The sequence below is a fragment of the Janthinobacterium sp. GMG1 genome (assembly GCF_034427795.1).
Taxonomy (GTDB): domain Bacteria; phylum Pseudomonadota; class Gammaproteobacteria; order Burkholderiales; family Burkholderiaceae_D; genus Janthinobacterium.
Window position 1 is genome coordinate 301,532 of sequence record NZ_JAXQNT010000001.1, and the last position, 22,675, is coordinate 324,206.

17 protein-coding genes and 1 tRNA gene are annotated in these 22,675 nt (G+C 62.2%); 5 read left to right on the plus strand and 13 right to left on the minus strand.

Translation table 11 applies throughout. From position 1 onward, the window contains the following. Nucleotides 1-981, minus strand: a complete 981-nt coding sequence (thiL, locus tag SJI03_RS01445) for a thiamine-phosphate kinase (RefSeq protein WP_322426016.1) — start codon at nucleotides 979-981, stop codon at nucleotides 1-3. Between the two features lie 89 nt (nucleotides 982-1,070). Here thiL and SJI03_RS01450 point away from each other — a divergent pair, with 89 nt between their 5' ends. Then, nucleotides 1,071-1,679, plus strand: a complete 609-nt coding sequence (locus SJI03_RS01450) for a hypothetical protein (RefSeq protein WP_322426017.1) — start codon at nucleotides 1,071-1,073, stop codon at nucleotides 1,677-1,679. On the opposite strand, the gene SJI03_RS01455 is transcribed toward SJI03_RS01450, so the two are convergent. Then, the gene (locus tag SJI03_RS01455; protein ID WP_322426018.1) at nucleotides 1,676-2,197 is read right to left on the minus strand and encodes a MarR family transcriptional regulator; all 522 of its coding nucleotides are present in this window, start codon (nucleotides 2,195-2,197) and stop codon (nucleotides 1,676-1,678) included. The genes SJI03_RS01450 and SJI03_RS01455 overlap by 4 nt on opposite strands. A gap of 121 nt (nucleotides 2,198-2,318) precedes the next feature. Between SJI03_RS01455 and SJI03_RS01460 the strand changes: the two genes are divergently transcribed. The 3 genes from SJI03_RS01460 to SJI03_RS01470 all read left to right on the plus strand — a co-directional run bounded on the left by SJI03_RS01460 (nucleotide 2,319) and on the right by SJI03_RS01470 (nucleotide 6,462). After that, nucleotides 2,319-3,554: an MFS transporter gene (locus tag SJI03_RS01460; RefSeq protein ID WP_322426019.1), complete on the plus strand. Its 1,236-nt coding sequence runs from the start codon at nucleotides 2,319-2,321 to the stop codon at nucleotides 3,552-3,554. 34 nt (nucleotides 3,555-3,588) lie between these two features. Beyond that, complete coding sequence (locus SJI03_RS01465; RefSeq protein WP_199534210.1) at nucleotides 3,589-3,969, plus strand: hypothetical protein; 381 nt, start codon at nucleotides 3,589-3,591, stop codon at nucleotides 3,967-3,969. Between the two features lie 174 nt (nucleotides 3,970-4,143). Beyond that, a complete protein-coding gene (locus SJI03_RS01470; RefSeq protein WP_099376402.1) occupies nucleotides 4,144-6,462 on the plus strand; it encodes an NADP-dependent malic enzyme in 2,319 nt (772 codons plus the stop codon). 51 nt (nucleotides 6,463-6,513) lie between these two features. Here the strand turns inward: SJI03_RS01470 and SJI03_RS01475 are convergent, their stop codons facing one another. From SJI03_RS01475 to SJI03_RS01505, 7 genes are all read right to left on the minus strand, one after another. Next, a complete protein-coding gene (locus tag SJI03_RS01475) occupies nucleotides 6,514-7,380 on the minus strand; it encodes a hypothetical protein (RefSeq protein ID WP_322426020.1) in 867 nt (288 codons plus the stop codon). A gap of 69 nt (nucleotides 7,381-7,449) precedes the next feature. After that, entirely contained in the window at nucleotides 7,450-8,286 is an 837-nt protein-coding gene (locus SJI03_RS01480) for a universal stress protein (RefSeq protein ID WP_322426021.1), read from the minus strand. A gap of 312 nt (nucleotides 8,287-8,598) precedes the next feature. Then, nucleotides 8,599-9,612 carry a response regulator gene (locus tag SJI03_RS01485; RefSeq protein ID WP_322426022.1) on the minus strand — a complete coding sequence of 338 codons (1,014 nt, stop codon included), beginning with the start codon at nucleotides 9,610-9,612 and terminating at the stop codon, nucleotides 8,599-8,601. Then, complete coding sequence (locus SJI03_RS01490; protein ID WP_322426023.1) at nucleotides 9,609-12,971, minus strand: MHYT domain-containing protein; 3,363 nt, start codon at nucleotides 12,969-12,971, stop codon at nucleotides 9,609-9,611. Before SJI03_RS01490 ends, SJI03_RS01485 begins: the two co-directional genes overlap by 4 nt. 287 nt (nucleotides 12,972-13,258) lie before the next feature. Next, a complete protein-coding gene (locus SJI03_RS01495; RefSeq protein ID WP_099376407.1) occupies nucleotides 13,259-13,759 on the minus strand; it encodes a hypothetical protein in 501 nt (166 codons plus the stop codon). A gap of 64 nt (nucleotides 13,760-13,823) precedes the next feature. After that, nucleotides 13,824-14,546: a M56 family metallopeptidase gene (locus SJI03_RS01500; protein WP_322426024.1), complete on the minus strand. Its 723-nt coding sequence runs from the start codon at nucleotides 14,544-14,546 to the stop codon at nucleotides 13,824-13,826. A gap of 31 nt (nucleotides 14,547-14,577) precedes the next feature. Continuing rightward, entirely contained in the window at nucleotides 14,578-14,994 is a 417-nt protein-coding gene (locus SJI03_RS01505) for a GNAT family N-acetyltransferase (RefSeq protein ID WP_322426025.1), read from the minus strand. Nucleotides 14,995-15,142: 148 nt separating this feature from the next. Between SJI03_RS01505 and SJI03_RS01510 the strand changes: the two genes are divergently transcribed. Continuing rightward, nucleotides 15,143-15,535, plus strand: a complete 393-nt coding sequence (locus SJI03_RS01510; protein WP_099376409.1) for an Imm10 family immunity protein — start codon at nucleotides 15,143-15,145, stop codon at nucleotides 15,533-15,535. Nucleotides 15,536-15,906: 371 nt separating this feature from the next. On the opposite strand, the gene SJI03_RS01515 is transcribed toward SJI03_RS01510, so the two are convergent. The 4 genes from SJI03_RS01515 to SJI03_RS01530 form a co-directional block, all read right to left on the minus strand. Then, a complete protein-coding gene (locus SJI03_RS01515; RefSeq protein ID WP_322426026.1) occupies nucleotides 15,907-17,871 on the minus strand; it encodes a DUF262 domain-containing HNH endonuclease family protein in 1,965 nt (654 codons plus the stop codon). A 646-nt stretch (nucleotides 17,872-18,517) separates the two neighbouring features. Beyond that, nucleotides 18,518-18,604 (minus strand) — tRNA-Leu (locus SJI03_RS01520). 90 nt (nucleotides 18,605-18,694) lie between these two features. Continuing rightward, a complete protein-coding gene (locus tag SJI03_RS01525; protein WP_322426027.1) occupies nucleotides 18,695-20,011 on the minus strand; it encodes an enoyl ACP reductase FabMG family protein in 1,317 nt (438 codons plus the stop codon). Between the two features lie 263 nt (nucleotides 20,012-20,274). After that, nucleotides 20,275-22,638 (minus strand): DNA polymerase II, encoded by a 2,364-nt coding sequence (locus SJI03_RS01530; protein ID WP_322426028.1) that lies wholly within the window; start codon nucleotides 22,636-22,638, stop codon nucleotides 20,275-20,277. Nucleotides 22,639-22,675: the final 37 nt, after the last annotated feature.

Sequence of the window (22,675 nt, forward strand, 5' to 3'; positions counted from 1 at the left end):
TCAATCGCTGAAGTGGTCGAAAGAGCTCAAGGCCAGATCCAGCGGTTGCCCCTTTGCATCCACCAGCCGCAAGCCGCTTTCCGCCTCTATGCGGCCCACGCGCGTGGCGGGCGTGCCGCAGCTGGCCGCCAGGGCGGCGATGGCGTCGCGCGAGGACGCTGGCGCCGTGAAGCACAGTTCATAGTCGTCGCCGCCGGCGGCCGTGTAGCGGCGGCGCAGGGCGGTGTCTTGCCGTGCCAGCACGGGGCCGGCCGGCAGGGCGTCGACGTCGAGTGTGGCACCCACCTGCGACGCTTTCAATATGTGACCGAGGTCGCCCACCAGGCCGTCCGAAATGTCGATGGCCGCATGCGCGAGGCCTTGCTCCGCCAATGCGCAACCGAGCGCCACGCGCGGCGTCGGCATATGCATGCGCGCGCCAGCGGTGGCCAGGTCGGCTGGCGACAATTCCTGTTCCATGCGGTAGCCGGCCAGCGCCAGGCGCGCGTCGCCCAGGGTGCCGCTGACCCAGATATCGTCGCCTGCCACGGCCGCGCTGCGGCGCAAGGCCTGGCCCGGCGCCAGTTCGCCAAACACCGTGATGCAGATATTCAAAGGCCCCTTGGTGGTGTCGCCGCCGATGAGTTCGCAATTAAACGCGTCGGCCAGCGCAAACAGGCCGTCGGCAAAGCCGGCCAGCCAGGCACGTTCGGCTTGCGGCAGCGCCAGAGCCAACGTGAATGCCACGGGGCGCGCGCCCATGGCGGCCAGGTCGGACAGATTCACGGCCAGGCTTTTATGACCGAGCATGCGGGCGTTGGCGCCGGCAAAGAAGTGCCGGTCCTCGACCAGCATGTCCGAGGAGATGGCGATCTGCTTGCCGGCGCCGGGCGTGAGCAGCGCGCAATCGTCGCCGATGCCCAGGGTGGCGCGGCCGGGGCGCTGGCGCACGAAATATTGTTTGATCAGGTCGAATTCGGAAAGCGCGTCGTGTGGGGCCATGGCGTAGTCTGTGCGTTGAATGAGGGTGTGGCCCGGCTATTATAGGCTGGCCTACAATAGGCGCCTTTGCCACTGCCGATCCGCTTGCCATGCCCATCTCCGATATTCACATCCTGTTGCAATCCTGGCTCGATCATGGCTGGTTGCGCGACCCGCAAGCCGTCGGCCTGAGCACTTTCGAGGCGCAGGAGCTGGTGGCGCACGGCTTCTATCCCGTCAGCGACGTCGACCAGCTGTGCCTGTACGAGGACGAGCGCCTGTTCCGCCGCGCCAGCCGGCCCGTGCACGTATTGTTCAAGGCGTTTCTGCAGCGCGGCCAGCTGGTCGCGAATGGCCTGGGCCTCGGTGATCAGGTGCACCTGGCCGGCTTCCTGCGCGCGGCGCGGCAGCCTTTGCCGGCGTTTCGCGTGCTGCTCGAGCAGGGGGGCCGCAGCGGCGCCCTGCTGTTCGAGAATGGCCTGGTGCTGCAGTTTTCCGCCAACTTGCGCGGCAAGCCCCGTCATTACTATCTGACCCTGGTCGAGGGGAACGTGGCCGACGCCCATGTTCCAGACCGCCGCGACAGTGATATCGACTTGCGCGCGGCCGCCGCGCGCCATGTCCAGGCCCTGTACGACAGCCGTGACCCTGCCGAACTGCAGCGCCTGGCCCGGCGCGGCAATGCGGCGCTGCGCGAGCTGGCGCGCCTGCTTTCCTAGCCTTTCTTCGCCTGCGCCATGCCGTGCAGCAGCTTGGCCAGCAACTGGTCGAGCTGGCGCTGCTCGTCCGCGCCGAGCGCCGACAGCATGGCGCGCTCGTTCTCCACGTGCAGCAACACCAGCTTTTCTATCAGTTCCAATCCTCTGGGTGTCAGGGCCACCAGCACGCCGCGCCGGTCCGTCGGGTGCTTCTGGCGTTCGATCAGGCCGGCCACTTCCAGCCGGTCGATGCGATTGGTCATGCCGCCCGAGGACAGCATGGCCGCTTCGTACAGGGCCGTCGGCGTCAAGCTGTAGGGCGCGCCCGAGCGGCGCAAGGTGGCCAGCACGTCGAATTCGCCCGGTTGCAAGCCGTGTTCGGCAAACAGCGGGTTGAGCCAGTCGCGCGCCATCAGCTGCGCCACCGTGCCTAGCTGGCCCACCAGCTGCATGGCACGGGTATCCATCTGCGGCAGTTCGCGCTGCCATTGTGCGGCGGCAAATTGTGCGCGCGTGTGTTCTTGCGGGGTCGTTGTCATCGGGGTTCCATTTATCTTGACCTCAAAATATATTTCTATCTTTATGTTAAGATACTTTTCATCGAGTCATATTTGATGACGCATTAAACCATGTGCCTCCCAGCGAGGCAAGGACTATCCCATGCCATCCGCACGACCTGCCGCTACCCCTTCTTCTTCTTCTTCTTCTTCTTCTTCTTCTTCTTCTTCCGCTTCCTCGGCCCTGCTGGTGGCCGCCATCATCCTGCTGGGCCTGAACCTGCGGCCCATCCTGGCCGCCATCGGCCCCTTGCTCGACAGTATCCAGGCCAGCACGGGCCTCAGCAATGCCGACGCGGGCTTGCTGACCACGGTGCCCGTCTTTGCCATGGGCGTGTGCGCGCTGGCGGGCGCGCAGCTGCAGCGCCGGCTGGGCGTGGCGCGTGGCATCGGTATCGGCATCGCCATCATCGCCACCGCCTGCGCGCTGCGCTGGCCCTTGCATGGCAGCGGCGGCCTGATCGCCACGGCGGCCCTGGGCGGCCTGGGCATCGCGCTGGTGCAGGCGCTGCTGCCTGCCTTCATCAAGCGCCATTTCCCCGCGCGGGCCGGCCAGCTGATGGGTTTTTATACGACGGGCATCATGGGCGGCGCGGCCATTGCCGCCGCCTCCGCTTCACCGCTGGCGCAAAGCTGGGGCTGGCAAGCGCTGCTGGCCCTGTGGGCGCTGCCCGCCGTGGCGGCCGGGCTGCTGTGGCGCCGCGCGGCCGCTTCGCGCGTGGATGTGGCTAGCGGCGCGGGCGCCAGCCTACCCGTGGGCAGTGGCCGTGCCTGGCTGCTGATGGTGTTCTTTGGCATCGGCACGGGTGCGTACACCCTGGTGCTGGCCTGGCTACCGCCGTTTTATACGGAACTGGGCTGGAGCGCGGCCGACAGCGGCTTGCTGCTCGGTGGCCTGACGCTGGTGGAAGTGCTGGCGGGACTGGTGATTTCCAGCGTCATCCACCGCTTTCCCGACCGCCGCATCCTGTTATTGTCGGTATTGCTGGCCGTGCTGGGCGGCTTGGCTTGCCTGATCGTGGCGCCCGTGCAACTGGCCATTCCTGCCGTGATATTGCTGGGCTGCGGTATCGGTTCGCTGTTCCCCTTGTCGCTGATCGTCAGCATGGACCACGTGCGTGACCCGGCCGGCGCCGGCGCGCTGCTGGGCTTTGTGCAAGGCGGCGGCTACATCATCGCCAGCAGCATGCCGTTCATCGCCGGCCTGATCCGCCAGCACTCGTCCAGCCTGGCCCAGGCGTGGATGGTGATGGCGGGCGGCGTGGTGCTGTTATTGCTGATCGCCGTGCGCTTCGCGCCGGGAGCGCGGCTGGCGTCGCCGGCGGCAAAAATCGCGTAGGCTGTCGGCTTGTCCTTGATAGAAAGATGCCGCCATGGCTGACCATCCCGCCACGCCACCGTCCCTGCTGCCCGCCAACCGCCGCATCGTGCTGTCCGGCGAGGATGCGCTGCGCATCCTGCGCGAGATCGAATTCCTGCTGCAGTCGCTGCATCACATCGGCCGCCATTATTATCCCGACGGCGACGATGACGGCGCCGATGCCCTGCGTCGGGCGCAGTATTGCGCGGAGACGACGCGCTTCATCGATGCGCAGCAAGCGACGACGCGTCTGGCGCTGATGCGCAGCATCCTGTCCGCACCGTTCGACGACACCCTGGGCGCGGACGACATGGACGATATCGAGCGCGCCGTCGAAGCGCTGCCGCTATGGCGCGCCTCCGATGATCCATCACAAAAACTAATTGAAATCTAAAATTTGATAGTTTTTCCTGTTCAGGACGTTTGTGTCGCCGGACGGCCTTACAATGCTAGGTTATGCGTTTTCGTGATATCAGACTGTGGCTAGCGGAAAATACCTAGCTAATTGAAAGAATCGGTCTGATAAAATCCGGAACACCCGATCGACCAAACAGGAAGGCAGCACAGCATGGATTCGTCATCTGATAAAAAAGAAGAATTGCGTCAACAATTGCGCTTGGCCGCACTCGAGTATCACGAGTGCCCGCGCCCCGGCAAAATCAGCGTGACGCCGACCAAACAACTGACCAACCAGCGCGACCTGGCACTGGCCTACTCGCCAGGCGTGGCGGCACCTTGCGAAGAAATCGTCATCGATCCGGCGAATGCCTATAAATATACGGCGCGCGGCAACTTGGTGGCCGTCATCACCAACGGCACGGCCGTGCTGGGACTGGGCAATATCGGTCCGCTGGCCGCCAAGCCGGTGATGGAAGGCAAGGGCGTGCTGTTCAAGAAATTCGCCGGCATCGACGTCTTCGACATCGAAATCAACGAGATGGACCCGGACAAGCTGGTCGACATCATCGCTTCGCTGGAACCGACCTTCGGCGGCGTGAACCTGGAAGACATCAAGGCGCCCGAGTGCTTCTACATTGAACGCCAGCTGCGCGACCGCATGAAGATTCCCGTCTTCCATGACGACCAGCACGGCACCGCCATCATCGTCGGCGCGGCCATCCTGAACGGCCTGAAAGCCGTCGGCAAGAAAATCGAGGACTGCAAGCTGGTCGTGTCGGGCGCGGGCGCCGCGGCGCTGGCCTGCCTGGACCTGATCGTCGACCTGGGCTTCCCGCTGAAAAATATCTACGTCACCGACCTGGCCGGCGTCGTCTACAAGGGCCGCACGGAACTGATGGACCCGGACAAGGAACGCTTCGCGCAAGACACGCCGCTGCGCACTCTGGCCGAGATCATCCCGGACGCCGACATTTTCCTCGGCGTCTCCGCCGGCGGCGTGCTGAAACAGGACATGGTGCGCAAGATGGCGCCGAACCCATTGATCCTGGCGCTGGCCAATCCGAATCCGGAAATCCTGCCGGAAGAAGTCAAGGCCGTGCGCAGCGACGCCATCATCGCCACGGGCCGTTCGGACTATCCGAACCAGGTCAACAACGTGCTGTGCTTCCCGTACATCTTCCGCGGCGCCCTCGATTGCGGCGCCACGACGATCACGCGCGAAATGGAAATCGCCGTCGTACACGCGATCGCCGACCTGGCGCATGCCGAGCAGTCGGATATCGTGGCCACCACGTATGGCATCAGCAACCTGTCGTTCGGTCCTGAATACCTGATCCCTATGCCGTTCGATCCGCGCTTGCTGATCAAGATCGCGCCAGCGGTGGCCAAGGCGGCCGAGGATTCCGGCGTCGCCACGCGTCCGATCAAGGATCTGCAAGCGTACGCGGACAGCCTGCAGCAATTCGTCTACCGCAGCGGCACCTTCATGAAGCCGCTGTTCCTGATGGCCAAATCCACGCCGGCCGAACTCAAACGCATCGTCTATGCCGAAGGCGAAGAAGAGCGCGTGCTGCGCGCCGTGCAAGTGGTGGTCGATGAAAAACTGGCGCGTCCCATCCTGGTCGGCCGTCCACCCGTGCTCGAAGCGCGCATCCAGAAGTTCGGCCTGCGCCTGAAGCAAGGCGTCGACTTCGACGTCATCAACCCGGACTTCGACGAGCGCTATCGCGATTACTGGAATACGTACTACGCCATGACCAGCCGCAAGGGCGTCACCGAGGAATACGCGAAGCTGGAAATGCGCCGCCGTCACACCCTGATCGGCTCGATGATGATCCACAAGGGCGACGCCGACGGCATGATCTGCGGCACCTTCGGCACCACCCAGCTGCACCTGAAATACATCGACCAGGTGCTGGGCAAGCGCGCCGGCAGCAATGTGTATGCGGCCATGAACGTGCTGATCATGCCGGAGCGTCAATTGGTGATGGTCGACACGCACGTCAATGAAAACCCGGACGCCGACCAGTTGGCCGAGATCACCATCATGGCTGCCGAAGAGATGACCCGTTTCGGCCTGTCGCCGCGCGCGGCCCTGCTGTCGCACTCGAACTTCGGTTCCAGCGACAGCGCTTCGGCGCAAAAGATGCGCGCCGCCCTGGCCATCGTCAAGGAACGCGCGCCGGACCTGGAAATCGACGGCGAAATGCACGGCGATACGGCCCTCGACAGCAAGCTGCGTCAAAAACTGATGCCCAATTCGGCACTGAAGAACGACGCCAACCTGCTCGTCATGCCGAATATCGAGTCGGCCAACATCGCCTACAACCTGGTGAAGACGGCGGCAGGCAACGGCATCGCCGTGGGCCCGATCCTGCTCGGCTGCGCCAAGCCCGTGCACATTCTGACGCCATCGGCCACCGTGCGCCGTATCGTCAACATGACGGCGCTGTGCGTGGTCGACGCAGTGGCTCAGCGTAAAGTCTAAGCCTTAGCTGCACATGAAAAGCCGCCCCGTCCGCAAGGAGGGGCGGCTTTTTTACATGGGGGGCACGGGCAAGGCCGTGGCCGGATGGCGGCGCAGGTAATAGTGGCGGTACAACATGATCTCGCCCCACACCAGCAGCAGCGCCGCCAGCGCGAACAGGCCCAGCGTGATCTTGAGCGAATTGAAATAGGCGCCGGCCTGGCGTTTGACGGCGTCGATGAAAATCATCGGCACTGATTTGTCGAGTTTGCTGAAGTCGGCCTGGCGCGCCACATCGGTGGTCAGGCGCACGGCCAGGTCGGTACCCAGACTGGCCAGTTCACCCGTCGCCTGGCCACGGAAGCCGGCGCCCTTGAGCGCTTCGCCCAGCACAGTTGCCCTGGCGATCAGTTGTTCCTGCAGCACCTGCGTCAGCAGCACGCTGCCGCGGCGCAGGATGAATTCATTGATCCAGCGCGCCTTGCTGCGTTCCCAGTAACTGCCTGATGTAGGCCGGTAATACATGTCTTGCACGAAGGGTTCGATCAGGCTGCGCATGCTGATAGCCTGGCCCGGGGTGATCAGCCTGACCTGCTGTTCCAGGTAGACGCGCAGCGCCGGCATTTGCGCTTCGACCACCGGCTGCAGGTCGCGCTCGAGGGCCTGGTTGACCACGCGGTGCACGCTGTGCACGGCGCCAAACCCGCCACCGAGCAGCGGCAGCGCGACGAGGATCAACACATAGCTGAGCTTGGCGGCCACATGCCAGGCGGGCGGACGGCGCACCAGCAGGCATTTTCTGGCCAGCTGGTAGCAGATGCCGACCGCCAGCACAAAGCCGATCACGCCATACAGCAGCATCCACGGCAGGACTGTCCACAGCAGGTCGCTGCCGAACGGCGCCAGGGTGCTACTCCAATTGAGCAGTTGTTGCTTCATGTACATTGCCTTGAGGTAAGTAATCAGGCAATTATAGCTATTTAGCAAATAAACATGGCGCGCTTGACGTCAATGCGCCATCAGCACCGGTACCGTCATCTGGCGCAGCACCGTTTCCGTCACGCCGCCCAATAAAATTTCGCGGAAGCGCGCGTGGCCGTAGCCGCCCATCACCAGCAAGTCCGCATGCACTTCGGCGGCCATGGCCAGCAGCGCCGCGCCGATGTCGCCCGTGGTGATGGCCGAACGCACTTCGACGGGCACGCCATGGCGGCTCAGGTAGGCGGCGATGTCGGCACCCGGGTGGCGCGCCGGTTGCGCGTGGCCGGCCGGCGGGTGCAGCAGGGCCAGCACCACCAGGCGCGCCGCGCGCAAGAGGGGCAGGGCGTGGCCGATGGCGCGCGTCGCTTCCATGCTGCCATCCCAGGCCACCACGACGGTGTTGTCCACTTGCGTGAATTGGCCGCTGCGCGGCACGATCAGCACGGGACGGGCCGCGTTCAGCATCACGTAGGGCACCAGGTCGCTCATGGCGCCGGGCAGGGCTTCGCTGTCGTCGTGCTGGCTGAGCACCGTCAAGTCGCTGTAGCGGGCGCTGACGGCCATGCCGCCATCTTCATCGTCTTCGATCAGGCGCCGCTCCAGCGAGGCGGCGCCAGCCTGGCGCGCCAGCGTTTCAAACTGGTCGAGCGCCTGATCCGCCTGCCCATGCAAGGCTGAAATCTGCGCCGCCACGGCGCCGCCGCGCATGCCGCGGTTGTTTTCCAGGTAAAAGCGCGACAGGCCCGTCATGGCCGCGCCGATCAGGTGCGCCTGGTGCGCGTGTGCCAGCCGTGCTGCGATGGCGATGCGCTGCGGCGCATGGCGCGACAGGTCGGCGTGGACGAGGATGGATTTGTAAGCCATGGTGTCGCTCGGTAGTCAGGATGGCAACAAGGCTAGAACGGCAACAGGGGCAAGTCCAGCATTGCCGTGCTGGCCAGGGCTTTTCTTTTGCTGGGCTTGATATGGGTCAAAAAAATCCCGGGCATGGCCATCTGCAAGGCCACAGCCCGGAAATTGCGAGCTGTTTGATGTGCATCAAAATGTCTGCCCCGCCGCCAGCCATAATGGCATTGAACTCCTTGCCCTTCCAGTGGTCTGCATCGGCGCCGGCGCCATCTGTCCGGCACTTGCTTGTGTGACGCAACAACGCTGGCTGTGGTGGGAGTTCACTCTTCAAGCCGGCGCGTGGTGTTCCTCTTTCTCTGCCCAGCGCAGCCGGATGGCGTCGATGGCGGGCAGTTCCTCGACAAACAGGTCGACCAGGCGCGCATCGAAATGGCTGTTTTTTTGCGCTTGCAGATAGCCCATGGCGTCCAGTACTGACCAGGCGCGCTTGTACGGGCGCACCGAGGTCAGCGCGTCGAAGACGTCGGCCACGGCGATGATGCGCCCGGCCAGGGGGATCGCTTCGCCCGCCAAGCCGTTCGGGTAACCGCTGCCATCCCATTTTTCATGGTGCGACAGGGCGATTGCGCGCGCCAGCGCCAGCATGCCGCCTTCGGCATGTTCGCCGATGATGTCGCCGCCGATGCGCGCGTGCGTCTGCATGATGGCCCATTCGTCGGCGTCGAGCTTGCCCGGCTTTTGCAGGATGCGGTCGGGAATGCCGATCTTGCCCACGTCGTGCATGGGCGCCGCGTGCAGCAGGTCGTCCGCGGCGGCCTCGTCCATGCCGGCGGCCACGCCCAGCAGGCGCGCGTAGTGGCTCATGCGGATCACGTGCAAGCCTGTTTCATTGTCCTTGTATTCTGCCGCCAGACCCAGGCGCTGGACGATCTGCAGCCGCGTTTCCTTCAGCTCGTCGATGCGCACCAGCGACAGGTGCGTGCGCACGCGGGCGCGCACGATGGCGGGGCTGAGCGGTTTGGTGATGTAATCGACGGCGCCCGCTTCGAAACCGCTGAGTTCATCGCGCATGTCGTTCAGGGCCGTGACGAAAATGACGGGGATGGCGGCCGTCAGCGGCGCCGCTTTCAGCTGGCGGCAGGCATCGTGGCCGCTCATGCCGGGCATCATCACGTCGAGCAGGATCAGGGCCGGGCGCTCCTGTTGCGCCAGTGCCAACGCCCGCGCGCCATCCTTGGCGAACAGCAGCGCGTAGTCGTTCTGCAAGATCTGGCGCAGCAGCTGCAAATTGGCCGCTTCATCGTCGACGACGAGAATCACGGGCCGGGCTGATGTATTCATGGGGACTCCGGGGCGTAGGTGTGCAGCAAGTCGTGCAGCAGCGACTGTGCCAGGGGGAAATCAAAGTCGTCGATGGCGTGCAGCAGCGGTACCAGGTCGTTCGCTTGCGCGCCCATGGCATGCTGCAACTGTGCTTGCGCTGTGTCATCGAGTTCGCCGCGCCGCAAGGCGCTTAATAGTGCACTGGCCGCTTGCCGGGCGGCGGGCGCGTCGATGGCAGCCGCTGATGCCGCTGCTGTCGTCGCGGGTAAGGCAGGCGGCGCCAGCCGGGCGATGGCGGCCAGGGCCGCCGGCCATTGCGTCAGCAGGGCGCCCAGCGTCTCGTCGAGCTGCTGTGCCGTGGCGGGACCGGGGCTGGCGCAGCATTGCTCCAGCGCCGCCAGGCTGGCGGCCAGTTGCTCCAGGCCGAGGTTGGCCGCCACGCCGCGCAGTTTGTGACTCTGAGGCAAGAGCGTTGCATGGTCGCGCGCCTCGATGGCGGCCAGCAGGGCAGGCGGCAGGCGGGGATGCTCGCCTCCGAAACGGGCCAGCGCCGCGCGGTAGGCGCTGTCGTTGCCGGCCCAGCGCTGCAGGGCGCCCGCATGGTGCAGCACCCGTCCGCCAGCGGGCGCCGGCGCGTGGCTATCGTCGGCCGGTTCCGCCGCCAGGCCCAGCACGCGGGCGATTTCCTGCGACAGCGCCTGCCATTCGACGGGCTTGGTGGCAAAACCGTCCATGCCGGCCGCCCGCGCCGCCTTGCGGTGCGCATCGAGCACGCTGGCCGTCATGGCGATCACGGGCACGCGCGGGCGGCCATCGCGCAGGGCGGCGGCGCGGATGGCTTGCGTGGCGGCCAGGCCATCCATGCGCGGCATTTGCAAGTCCAGCAGCAGCACGTCGAAGTTGTCCTGTTGCGCCAGCTGCAAGGCTTGCGCGCCATCGCCGGCCGTGATTACCGTGTGGCCGCGCTTGCCCAATAACAAGCTCAGCAGTTCCAGGTTTTGCGGCACGTCGTCGGCGGCCAGCACGCGCAGGGGCGGCAAGCGCACGCTGCGGCGTTCGCTGGCCGGCAGCGCCGCCTGGCGTGCCGGCAACAAGGGCAGCATGATGTGGAACACGCTGCCATGCGGCAAGGCGGCGTCGGCCCAGATGCGCCCCTGCATCAGGGTCACCAGCTGCCGGCTGATGGTGGTGCCCAGGCCCGTGCCGCCAAAGCGCCGCGTGGTCGAGGCGTCGGCCTGCACGAACGGATCAAAAATGGCGTCGCGCCGTTCCGCGGGGATGCCGATGCCGCTGTCCTGCACCAGCAGGTGCAGCTGGCCATCGTCGCGGCGCGCCGTCAGGCTGACGGCGCCGCCGGGCGTGAACTTGATGGCGTTGTCGAGCAGGTTGCCCAGTACTTGCCGCATGCGCAATTCGTCGCCATGCAGCATGGCCGGCAGTTGCGGGTCGTACTGCACCTCCATGCGCAAACCTTTGGCGCGTGCATGGATGCCATACGTGGAGGCCAGCTCATCGACCAGGGCCAGCAGGCTGTAGTCGCGCAATTCCAGCGCCACGGCTCCCTTGTCCAGCTTGGCCGTGTCGAGCACTTCGTTGAGCAGGCGCAATAGCGAGCGGCCGGACTGGCGCACGGTATCGAGGTGGCGCCGCTGTTCCGGCGCCAGCGGCGAGTCGAGCAGCACATCGGTAAAGCCGAGGATGGAATTCATCGGCGTGCGGATTTCATGGCTCATGTTGGCGACAAAGCTGGCCCGCGTGGCGGCTGCCAGCTCCGCTTTTTCCTTGGCCATGCGCAAGTCTTCCTCCATCTGCCGCCGCTCGCTGATGTCGAGGATGACGCCGTCGACCCAGCGCACGGCGCCTGCCGCATCGTGCACCACGGTGCCCCGCTCCCACAGCCAGCGCGCCGTGCCGTCGGCATGCAGCAAGCGGTATTCGAGCAGGTAGGGCTCGCCGCTGGCGACGCTGCGCTTGAAGACGTCGATGACGTAGGCGCGCTCTTCGCTGGCGATCAGGCCCGTGATGCTGCGGCGCGGCGCCGCGCCGAGAAAATCGGCGGGCGGATAGCCGGTGACGGCTTCCACGCCATCGCTGATGAACAGCATGGGCTGGTTTTCCGCCGTGGTGCAGCGAAAGGCGATGCCGGGAATATTGCCGATCAGCGAGCGCAACTGCTGCTCGCTTTCGCGCAGGGCGGCCAGCATGGCGCGCCGTTCGCTGATGTCCGTAATGAACAGCACATATAAATCCTGGTCGGCCAGGCGTGCGCTGGCCATCGAGCGCTGCACGGCGACCGGGGCGCCATCCTTGCGCAGGTAGATGATTTCCTCGCTGGTGCGGACCGCCTCGCCTTCGCCCGTGCGCAGGTAGTGCAGCAGGCCGTGCTGTTCCGACTGGCGCACGTCGCTGACCAGCACGCTGACATGGCGGCCGACAATTTCCGCCGACCTCCAGCCGAGGATGCGCTCGGCAGCGCCGTTGAAGTCGACGATGTTGCCGTGCCGGTCGATGGTGATGACGCCGTCGACCGTGCTCGTCAGCAGCGAACGGGTCCAGTGTTCGCTCTGGTTCAGGTGGCGAAACAGTTCGCGGTAGCGCAAGATGCCCACGGCCGAGGCGACGAGGATCGTCAGGGCGATGGTCAGCAGGGTCACGCTGACCACCAGCATGGGCCGGTTGGCATCGGCATCATTGCCTGGGGGAATCGTCCCCACGAAGCGGGCCGCCTGCATGCCCATGTAATGCATCCCGGCAATCGCAGAGCCCATGACGCAGGCGCTGATCAGCGTGCGCTGCGACGAGGCTACGCGGCTGCTCCAGCCGCGCAGACCGAAACGTATCCACAGGGCCAGGGTGGCCAGCGCTACGGCAACGACGAGCGACAGCGCGAACAGCAGCGGATCGTAGCGCAGTGACAGGCCCATGCGCATGGCGTGCATGCCCGTGTAATGCATGGCGCCAATGCCCAGGCCCACCAGCAAGCCGCTGCGCAGCAGCAGCGGCGCCGTGACGGCGCGCCGGCTGATGGTGGCCAGGGCCACGAATGAGGCCGCCACGCTGGGCACGATGGACAGCAAGGTCAGGCCGGGATCGTAGGCGACGCTGGTGCCCAGCTCGAAGGCCAGCATGCCGATGAAATGCATGGCCCACACGCCGCAGCCCAGCGCTAGGCTGCCGGCGAGCAGGCACAGCAAGTGCAAGCGGCGGCTGATGCTCGCCTGCGCGCGGCTGTACGCCGTCATCTGGAAAGCCATCCACGACGTGAAAATGGCGATCACGAGCGACAGCAGCACGAGTCCCGGCGCATGCTGGCCATGCTGCAACTGGGCCGGGTCGGCGGGAAGATGGAACAGGTGCTGGACGCTGGCAGGTATCATCGTAGGAAACAGGTGACGCGTTTGGCGCTGGCGTGGGCGCCTGCCGCCACGGCGGGTGATCGATGCGGATTACCTTACCAGATTTCCGGAAACAAATATCTTAATTGTAATTATTTTCCCTGTCGTGCATGGAGCAAGAGGGGCGGGAAATGCTGCGCGAGGCTTGCCTTCCCCCTGGAAACAGCTATTCCAGGAAAGAAGTTGCAGCTAGGAATTGTGTGGTTTTTTTGAAAAGAGCATCGTCCGCAATGTAAGACGGGCGGTGTCATCGGCGCGCGCCGGCCAACTTAATTGTAGGGCTGCAAGTCCAGCCACACGGCATATGACAGGCGCTTGCCATTCCACAGTCCGCCGCCGCGGATGACGGCGTCGCACGAGGTCAGCTGGCCTACCAGGTCCATGCGGCCCAGGTTGCGGCGCAGGCGCAGGGCGTCGTTGTGCGACAGGTAGCCGACCAGCTGGCCATCGATGAAGACGGCGATGGCCTTGTCCTGGAATGGATTGGCATCGTCGCAGACGAGCAGGGCCAGGCATTTTTCTTCCGCATTGCCGGGACCGTGCTCGCCGGCCAGCTTGGCGATGGCGGGCTGGTACATCGCTTCGTTTTCCACTTCCGATGCAAAGCGTCCCTCGTCGCGCCAGTGATGCGCGGGTGCGCCCGCAGGAATCGCCGGCACGTACTGGCGCACCGAGACGAGCGGCTTGTGCAGCGGTTTGACGGGCGTGCGGCCGCTGAAGACGTAGTACAGCAGGGCGATGACGATCACGATGGCAAGCAGGTAAAGCATGGTATCTCTCTGATTTCGAAGGGGGGAGCCGGGAGCGCGGGCTTGCCGCGCGGCGTTGCCGCTACTATAGCAAGTTCGCCGCCCGGTTCCGCGTAAATCTGGCCATCAGATGGCGGCGCCGGCGCAGTGCGCGTGGGTCGCTCAGCACGATGGGCGAGGCGCCCGTCAGGCCCGAGTAATACTGGCCGTGCTGGCGCAGGACGATGGCATAGTCGCGCGGCGCGTGGCCCTGCGCCAGCATGCGCGCGTCGCAATCGACCTCGATGGCAAAGCGCAGACGGTGCAATTGCCACCACAGGGGCAGGTTCCACGGCATGAGAATAATCAATGCGTACGCCAGGGCCAGCAGCAGCGGATCGCGCGCGGCCAGCCGGCATTGCGCGTGCGCCAGCAGCAGCGCCTGTTGCTGGGGCGAAATCAGTTGCAGCCACACGGGCATCACGATGCGCGGCCGCAGCAGCCCCGCCACGCAGGGGCCGATGCCGCCGCTCAAGTACACGGGCGTGCCCAGCAACGATGTTTTCTGCCAGCGGCGCTGGTGCGACAGCAGCCAGACGCTGCGCAGGGCCAACAGCAGCAGCATGCCGCTGGATAAGACAAACCAGCCCAGCTTCAGCTGCGCCTGTTCCGCCGGTATGGCGGCCAGCACGCCGGGCAGCCATGCCAGCGGCAAGATGGCGGATGCGGCGATGACCGCCAGCCACAGCCAGCGCGTCGTGCGTCCGCGCCGCTGCAGCAGGCGCTCGGCGCGCCAGGCAGCAGCGCTCAACAGTAGCGCGAATGCCATGCTGCATGCCAGCCAGGCAGGCATCGGGCGCCTAGCGCTTCAGCGCCATGCCGACGGAGGCGGGCGCCGTGTGCTTGAAACCGAATTGCGCGTACAGCGCTTGCGCCTGGCCATCGGCGATCAGGCTGACATATGCGCTCTCCGGCACCTCCGTCTCGATGAATTGCGTGATTTCGCGCATGATCAGCTTGCCCAGGCCCTTGCCCTGGTGAGCGGGCAGCACGGCGATATCGACCACCTGGAAGAAGCAGCCGCCATCGCCGATGATGCGCCCGATCCCCACCACCTCGTCGCCATGCAGGATTTGCACGGCAAACAGGGAATTCGGCAAGCCCTTGGCCGCCGCCGCCGTGCTTTTCGCGCTCAGGCCGGCGGCCACGCGCAGGTGCTGGTAGGTGGCGCTGGAAGGGATGGCCAGGCGGGTGGTGTAGGGCGATGCTGCGGTCAAGGCGGTCTCCTGTAAAAAATAGTTTGGAGCGGTAATTATAGGCGGCGACGGGCTTGCGGGGCGGCACGCTTTATTCGCCGCGCGCTATGTCGTCCGCGCCGCTTTTGCGCTATGGTGGCGTCATCCATCCATTTGTTGAAAGCACGCCATGTCCGCAGGATTTACCGCCACCGAGTTGTCCGTCATCAATGAAGACGACGCCCTGATCACCACCCTGGCCGCGCCAGCAGGAAAAGGCGAGCCCGTCTACCTGATGCTGCAGCGCGCCGAGGAATACGACGAGCAGGACGTGGCTATGGGCATGGACGAACCCTACATCGAATACTGCGGCCAGGAATTTGCCTGGTACGGCCACATGCACGCCGTGATCCTGCACCCGAACCGTTTATCCGTGCAGATGGATGCCGAGGCCGCCATGCAGATGGATGACGACGGCCAGATCGACGTGCGCTTCAACTTGACGCCCGAGCGCTACGCCCAGCTGCAGCAGGCGCTGCGCACCACGTTCGAAGGCTGCGATTATTATCGCGAGGAGCGTTGATTTGCGGGGAAGGCGCCGGCCATGATGTCGCGTGTGTTCGATAGCGGGTATTGACGGGGGAGAAGGCGATGACGGTGCTGATACTCGGTTTGCTGCTGTTCGGTTGTAGGGGAAATTATAAGATTCGGTTCTTGTGCCGATCATGTTATATGCTGCGATATTTCCAGAAATCATTCGGGAAATTGAAGTCAGAAGTGCCTTGTTGGCTATTAGCATGCTTTGAAGCACACTGGTGCTGCGAAAAGGTGTCTAATGTAACCTGAAGGAAAACGTCAATTATCTTGGCCGGCCAAGATAATTGACGTGAGTCAACTTGATGCGATTCGGGGCGACTCACTGACTGGATGCTTAACACCGGATTTTGGACTGGTTCAATCCTTGTCAAACACGAGGATTTGCTTGAGGTTGTCAATATCCCATTTCGAAAACGAAAAATTCCATCGTTGTTCTAAAAAACGTAACAGCTTTTGACCTCGCTTTTCGATATGCAAGGGCAGCCAGTCCGAGTACGTGCTCGCGACTTCAGTCTCAGAGAAGCTCCCGTTCGCAAAGCGTGGTCGCTTCGCTTTGTCATCTTGTTTGCCTTTATACGGGTTGTTCTGAAGCGAAGAGTTTTTGGCTCTTGACAGAAGCAGTAGATTCCCCAGCGAATGACAATAGCTGTTGCGTTTCCCCTTCTTGTTGCGTGTGCCCAGCTTTTCATTAAACGTCACCCACTGCGTCGAGTCTTGAGGGTAAATATGTTCGATGGTCTCGTTGGCGACCGATTCCCATTTGACCTTGCGGTCCCCTTTGTGCGTGCTGCGCAAGTGATCCTCGTACTCGTATAGGAGCACTTTGGTCAGTGGAAGTCCGTAGTAGCCGTCACCCGCTTGCAATTCGCGCTTGATTTGTATCGCGAAGGCTTCAATATTGATCCAACCATGCCAGTTGAATTCGGCGTCTTCATAAGTCCATTCGCCGTTCATCAACGGCCCGAAATTGTCCACACATGCGTTCACGTATCGGGCCGCGTAAGTAAGGGACTCTGCAATATCCATTGATACACCGTCGTCACGCAAAGTTCCTTTGTATAACAGATGGGCTAGCCGGTAGAAATCTTTGCGGCCGGTATGGCCGCGTCGGCCACTGACCAAATAGATCAACACAATAAATCGTTCGATCTGGATCAACAATTCTACAAGCTGCTTGTCCTGGCCCTCGGTCTTGCGTAAATCAATCGCTGTGTGTTTTCCCTCGACCATGCGCATGTAAGCGGCAAGGATAATCGGGTCAAATATAGGTCGGTGAACATGTTCGATTCGCTCCAGCCAAAGCAACTGTTGTGCTGGCATATCGCGGGGGCGACGAATGTGTGACCAAAGGAGCGCAGCGAGCCGCATACTGTTTAGATATCTTGTTAATTCTTCACCAGTGAGTGTGCCACCAGTAGCGTTGGCGATACTGAATTGGATCTTGAAAAGCAGATTTTCGAGCCATGCGCCCTCGGAAGTGTCAGCTTTGAAATATACAAGGCTATGGTTTCGAAGGAAACCGTCTTCATCTAGCGGTGTCTTGCCGCAGCGCCCAAGCCAATTGTAGATATCGCTCCAAGTCGAGTTGACAGCCTTCCTCAGCCCTGCTCGGTATAGTTCACCGGCCTCGGCATCAACGTTTGGGCTACGAATCATGGTCGTCAGGTAAATCAGCCGGTTTTTCAGTAATTCGAGGCGGGTCAGGCTGCGGCCCCGATGATTGATCGACTCAAAGGCGACGTGAATATTGAACTGCGCAGGGTCGACCTGGACAACGTTAAACAGGAGCTTGTTTTCTATCTTGTCACGGAGTTGTACGAGTCCGGCAGGCGAAAGGCTATTAACTCTCTCTCTAAGGGATTCCAAGGCACCTGACAGATTTTGGGTATAGGCGCTGTCGAATTTCGCCGCACGCGCGATATACGCAGGATCTTTGAAAACGTGAAAGGCCAGGTAGGGCCACGCGTCATGCGTGCTTCCATACTTGAATTTCGGTCGGTCGGCGGATCCGAGGAAGCAGGTTCGCACCTGTTGTGCTTCTCTAGAAAGCTTGCTGGCACAAAGTGCATCGGCGAGCGCTGAAATCAGCAATATCGTCGTCGTCAATCTCTGCTGGCCATCGACCACCAGTGCGCTTTTTCCACTTCCGACAACCTCAAGAATTAAGGTGCCCATGAAATGGCGTGGATTGTTCCCCGCAATACATTCCAGATCCGACCAGAACTCAAGCACGTTTTGATCTTGCCACGCGTACCCGCGCTGATAATCTGGTGTTTCAAAATTATGGAGTGAAAATAACTCTGCCAATGATACTAATTTCATTTCTTGCCTTGAGATATGTAAGCTCCATCATAATACCTCAGCAATTTCTGAGATAGGTATAAGAGAAGAGAGAATCCTGTCAAGGTGTTCCTAGGTGAGCACAATAAACTATTATGATTCTGACTGCCATAATTGGCATTCTGCTGCGTTGCGCAGCAACCGGTTCTCTGCATCATAAATTCACAATAATTTCATGAGGATTACATAGATAGCTCAGGTCGTAGGGAAAGCACCGGCTGCCATCGCTGCGATTGAGAAGCGGAGAGAGTTGTTTTAAGCGAGACCTACGTCTTGACAAGATATTTTCAGTAATTCTGTTGTGGGAAAATCAATTATGGTAGCTATTTTAAGATGATTCAAATCAAGCTGGCGAAGGTTGAAAGTTCAATTTTTATGATATTGAAAAAGGGCGGATTTTATCCTGAATGTCTCTGATCTGCAGGTGTCGAGCATGGTGACTTCCGCGCGCCAGCCACCTGAACATCGTTTGATCGATGCCATGATCGTTCCATTAGGCGTAATCGTGGTGTAACGCTTTTCAGCTTTTAGGGGGATGTGTATGGAGTGTTCGGACAAGAAAAAAGCCACTAAATCCTTGATTTTATTGGATTTAATGGCTTTATCGGTACTTCTTCGATTTGTCTGGTGGTGCCGGGAGCCGGAATCGAACCGGCACGCTGTTTCCAGCGCGGGATTTTGAGTCCCGTGCGTCTACCTATTCCGCCATCCCGGCAACGCGAGACGCATTATCACTGATTTATCGTGATCCGGCAAGTTTTTCGCTTTACATACTGTTTAGCGCATTTGCCGGGCGTCGTGCGATTCAGTTATGCACGGAGTTCAGCTGGCGCGCGATGATGTCGTGGTTGAGCCAGACGACGGGCGCTTGCGGTTCCGACATGGCGTGGAACATCAGCGGGCCCGTGCCTTCCAGGACCAGCGAGCTCAGGTGGTCGGTGATCAGTTCCTTGCGGTCCTTGTGCAGCTTGGTGATGTCGTCCGAGGTGCCGATCATGACGTCGGCCAGTTCCGGCGTGTTGTCCATCGGCCAGGCGGCGAAGTTGCGGAACTGCACGCTGGTGGCGTCGCCGTTGTAGGCGGCGATACGGTCGAGCAAGTCTTGCAGCGAGACGCCGTCTTCCAGCAAGCCCTGGCAGGTTTTCCATTGCTCTTCGGCCCAGGCTGCGCCGCCTTCTTTTTTCAGCGCGTCGAGCAGGGGGAACAGCGACAGTTCCACGCCAACGAAAATGTCGGACGAGTTCGTGCGGATTTCCGGGCAATTGAAGACGGTGGCCTTGATGCCCTTGTCCCACGCGGCCTTGGCCACGTTTTCCAGGCGCATCTTGGCCAGGCCCTGGGTGTAGTTGCTGTAGGTTTGCCACTGGTACTTGCCGTCGATCAAGATCTCGGTGCCGTGGTAGCCGTAGGCGCTGTAGCGCACCTGGCCGCCCGTTTGTTCGATGCGGGCGCGGATGGCGGCGCTGCCGTCGATCAGGTGCTGCAGGGTGTTGGCCGTGACTTCGTCGAAGTTCATCAGGATCAATTTACCCAGGTCGCTGTCGAGCAAGGCGCGCGAGGACATGAAGCGCTCGCCGCGGCCTTTATAGATGCGGTTGGCGATGGCCAGGAAGACTTTGACTTTCGGAATGCCGCCAGCCATGGTGTGGGCGAAATACACGTTGCTGCCGTCAGGAATCAGGCTGTCCAGCTCGGCCATGGCTTTCGCCACGGAAGCGCTGAAGCGGGCAATGCCGGCTTCGCGGCAGCGTTCGATCTGCGCCCAGTCCAGCTTGTCTTCCTGCCAGCTTTTCAGGGTCATGTCGGCCAGCAGGGCCGTCGGCGTCGGTTCGCCGGCTGGCGCGTCGAGGTCGAAACCGGCCATCAGCGGCACATTGATGATGCGGCCGCCCAGGTTGGCTTCGGCTTCGGCCAGCTCTTCCGCGTTCAGCGGGCGCAGCGCCATGTTTTCATCGCGGCGGCCGACCGTCATGCCGACGATATTCATGCCCGCCTTGCGCGCTTCGTCCAGCAAGCCATTCACATAGCCGCGGCCGAACAGCTCGCCGAACAGCACAAAGGTGTCGCCCTTGCGGAAGATATTTTTTTGCGGGATGTCTCTTAAGGACGTGATCTCGGTCATGGTATCAATTCATTCAAAAAATAGCAGGGGAGGCGCATACCGCACAGCCTGCTGGTTCAACATAGTGATAAATTATGCGCCCTTTCAGTGGCGACAATCATCTTGCGAACGATTCTCGTCTGGAGCGGCATCTTCTTCTTTGGAACAGCTCTTATTCTTTCGCCATGGCGTATTTTACGCTGCCGCGGCGCACAGCGCCCGCGGACTGGCCCGGCAGGCGCCGATATTACCCCAGCTTGGCCATGCTGGTCAGCAAAATTGATCTAAAACAAATCCTGCTGGCCCGATACAAGCCGTGAAAAATCATCGCCCAGGAAGGGCAGGATCGCGTCGGCCACCGGTTGCAGCTGGCGCGTCAGGTAGTGGTGGTAGTCGATGGGCGAGCGCTGCGTTTCCAGCGGCTCCGGCCCCGCCACCGTGATGACATAGCTGATCCAGCCGCCGTTCTGGTATTGCAGCGGCCGGCCCTGCGCCAGATTGTAGGCGTCGGCCGTGCGCGCCGCGCGCACATGGGGCGGCACGTTGCGCTGGTAATCGCCGAGCGGGCGGCGCAAGCGCTTGCGGTAGACCAACAAGGCATCGAATTCGCCGCGCACGGTGCGCGCCACGTAGTCGCGCACATAGTCCTGGTAGGCGGCGCGCTGGAAGATGCGCAGATACAAGGCTTGCTGGAATTGCTGCGCCAGCGGCGTCCAGTCACTGCGCACGGTTTCCAGGCCCTTGTAGACCATCTGTTCGCTGCCGTCGGGCTTGCTCACCAGGCCCGCGTAGCGTTTCTTGCTGCCTTCCTCCGAGCCGCGGATGGTGGGCATCAGGAAACGCCGGTAATGCGTCTCGAATTCCAGCTCCAGCGCATTTTCCAGGCCGAACTCCTCGCGCAGATAGGTATTCCACCAGGCATTCACATGCGCCACCAGGGCGCGGCCGATCTTGCCCGCCTCTTCATCCGTATGCGCCGTTTTGAGCCACACAAACGTGGAATCCGTGTCGCCATAGATCACTTGATACCCCTGTTCGGTGATCAGTTCGCGCGTGCAGTGCATGATGTCGTGGCCGCGCAAGGTGATCGACGAGGCCAGGCGCGGATCGAAAAAGCGGCAGCCGCTGGACCCGAGCACGCCATAAAACGCGTTCATGATGATTTTTAACGCTTGCGACAGCGGTGCATTGCGCTCGCGCTTGGCCATCTCGCGCCCTTGCCACACCTGTTCCACGATAGCTGGCAGGCAATGTTTCACACGCGAAAACTGCGCACCCCGGTAGCCGGGCACGGTATCGGCTTCATCGCCGCTGGTGCCCACCACAAGCCCGACTGGGTCGATCAGGAAAGTGCGGATGATGGACGGGTACAGGCTTTTATAGTCGAGCACGAGCACGGAATCGTACAAGCCCGACTGCGAATCCATGACGAAGCCGCCGGGGCTGTTTTCGCCGGAAATATCGCCCAGGTTGGGTGCCACGTAGCCTTGCCGGTGCATCAGCGGCAAGTACAGGTGCTCGAAGGCGGCCACGGAGCCGCCGCTGCGGTCGGCCGCCAGGCCCGTCACGCTGGCCCGTTCCAGCAAGAAGGTCAGCAGCTCGGTCTTGGCGAAGATGCGCGTGACCAGTTCGCAATCCTTGAGGTTGTAGCGGGCCAGCGCGGGTTTGTCTTCGCGGAAGCGCCGGTCGATCTCGGCCATGCGCTGGTAGGGATTGTCGATGGACTTGCCTTCGCCCAGCAAGGTTTGCGCCACGTTTTCCAGGCTGAACGAGGAAAAATTCCACGTCGCCGACTTCAAGGCTTCGATGCCGTCGATGATCAGACGGCCCGCCGCGGCCGCAAAATAGTGTTCCTGCTTGCCGCCATGTTCGCGCCATTCCATCACGGCGCCGCCGCGTCCCAGCTTCAACGGTACTTGATAGCGTTCGGCATGTTCCTTGAGCACGCGCAAGTCGAACTGCACCAGGTTCCAGCCGATGATGGCATCCGGATCGTGGCGCTCCATCCACGTATTCAGGCGTTCGAGGATCTGTGCGCGGCTGTCGCAGTATTCGAGGTCGAAATCCAAGGCGTCATCGCCACCGTTTGGCGGCCCCAGCATGTACACCTGGCGCTGGCCGCAGCCTTCCAGCGCCAGCGAATACAGCTCGCCATGCGCCGTCGTCTCGATATCGAGCGACACAAGTTGTAATGTGGGGCGATAGCCGGGTGCAGGTTTCAGCTGCACTTCCTGCAGTGTTTCTCCGCTGAACGTCACCGGCGCCGTGATGAAACGCTCCATCAGGTAGCGCTCGGGTGGGCGGATGTCGGCTTCGTAGACGTCGACGCCGTGGGCGCGCAACTGCTTTTCCAGCTTCAGCAAGTGCCGGTATTGCTTGCAGTACAGCCCCAGCACGGGGCGATGGTGGAAATCGCACAGCGACAGGGGACGCAGCTCCGCATGGCGCTCGCCGCGCAGCAGCTGTTGCGCCTGTTCCTGTTGCTCCATGGGAAGGAAGGCGACGGCCGTCTGCACGGGCAGGCGCACGTGGCGGGGACCGGCATCCGTTGCCAGCCAGAAATCGACTTCCGTGCCGTCGCGCGTGTCGCGCCAGTGGCGGGTCAGGATGAAGCCCTGTTCGAGCGGGTGCTGCGTGGTGCCTGTCATGGTGCCGTGAGTGTCTGGTGTACTGGCCTGCACATTA

Bases quoted from the DNA above. Each gene is read 5' to 3' on its own strand.
- SJI03_RS01510 (WP_099376409.1), top strand. From the start codon at position 15,143: ATGTCCGCAGGATTTACCGCCACCGAGTTGTCCGTCATCAATGAAGAC.
- SJI03_RS01480 (WP_322426021.1), bottom strand. From the start codon at position 8,286: ATGGCTTACAAATCCATCCTCGTCCACGCCGACCTGTCGCGCCATGCG.
- SJI03_RS01450 (WP_322426017.1), top strand. From the start codon at position 1,071: ATGCCCATCTCCGATATTCACATCCTGTTGCAATCCTGGCTCGATCAT.
- SJI03_RS01530 (WP_322426028.1), bottom strand. From the start codon at position 22,638: ATGACAGGCACCACGCAGCACCCGCTCGAACAGGGCTTCATCCTGACC.
- SJI03_RS01475 (WP_322426020.1), bottom strand. From the start codon at position 7,380: ATGAAGCAACAACTGCTCAATTGGAGTAGCACCCTGGCGCCGTTCGGC.
- SJI03_RS01490 (WP_322426023.1), bottom strand. From the start codon at position 12,971: ATGATACCTGCCAGCGTCCAGCACCTGTTCCATCTTCCCGCCGACCCG.
- SJI03_RS01485 (WP_322426022.1), bottom strand. From the start codon at position 9,612: ATGAATACATCAGCCCGGCCCGTGATTCTCGTCGTCGACGATGAAGCG.
- SJI03_RS01515 (WP_322426026.1), bottom strand. From the start codon at position 17,871: ATGAAATTAGTATCATTGGCAGAGTTATTTTCACTCCATAATTTTGAA.
- SJI03_RS01500 (WP_322426024.1), bottom strand. From the start codon at position 14,546: ATGGCATTCGCGCTACTGTTGAGCGCTGCTGCCTGGCGCGCCGAGCGC.
- SJI03_RS01525 (WP_322426027.1), bottom strand. From the start codon at position 20,011: ATGACCGAGATCACGTCCTTAAGAGACATCCCGCAAAAAAATATCTTC.
- SJI03_RS01495 (WP_099376407.1), bottom strand. From the start codon at position 13,759: ATGCTTTACCTGCTTGCCATCGTGATCGTCATCGCCCTGCTGTACTAC.
- thiL (WP_322426016.1), bottom strand. From the start codon at position 981: ATGGCCCCACACGACGCGCTTTCCGAATTCGACCTGATCAAACAATAT.
- SJI03_RS01455 (WP_322426018.1), bottom strand. From the start codon at position 2,197: ATGACAACGACCCCGCAAGAACACACGCGCGCACAATTTGCCGCCGCA.
- SJI03_RS01465 (WP_199534210.1), top strand. From the start codon at position 3,589: ATGGCTGACCATCCCGCCACGCCACCGTCCCTGCTGCCCGCCAACCGC.
- SJI03_RS01470 (WP_099376402.1), top strand. From the start codon at position 4,144: ATGGATTCGTCATCTGATAAAAAAGAAGAATTGCGTCAACAATTGCGC.
- SJI03_RS01460 (WP_322426019.1), top strand. From the start codon at position 2,319: ATGCCATCCGCACGACCTGCCGCTACCCCTTCTTCTTCTTCTTCTTCT.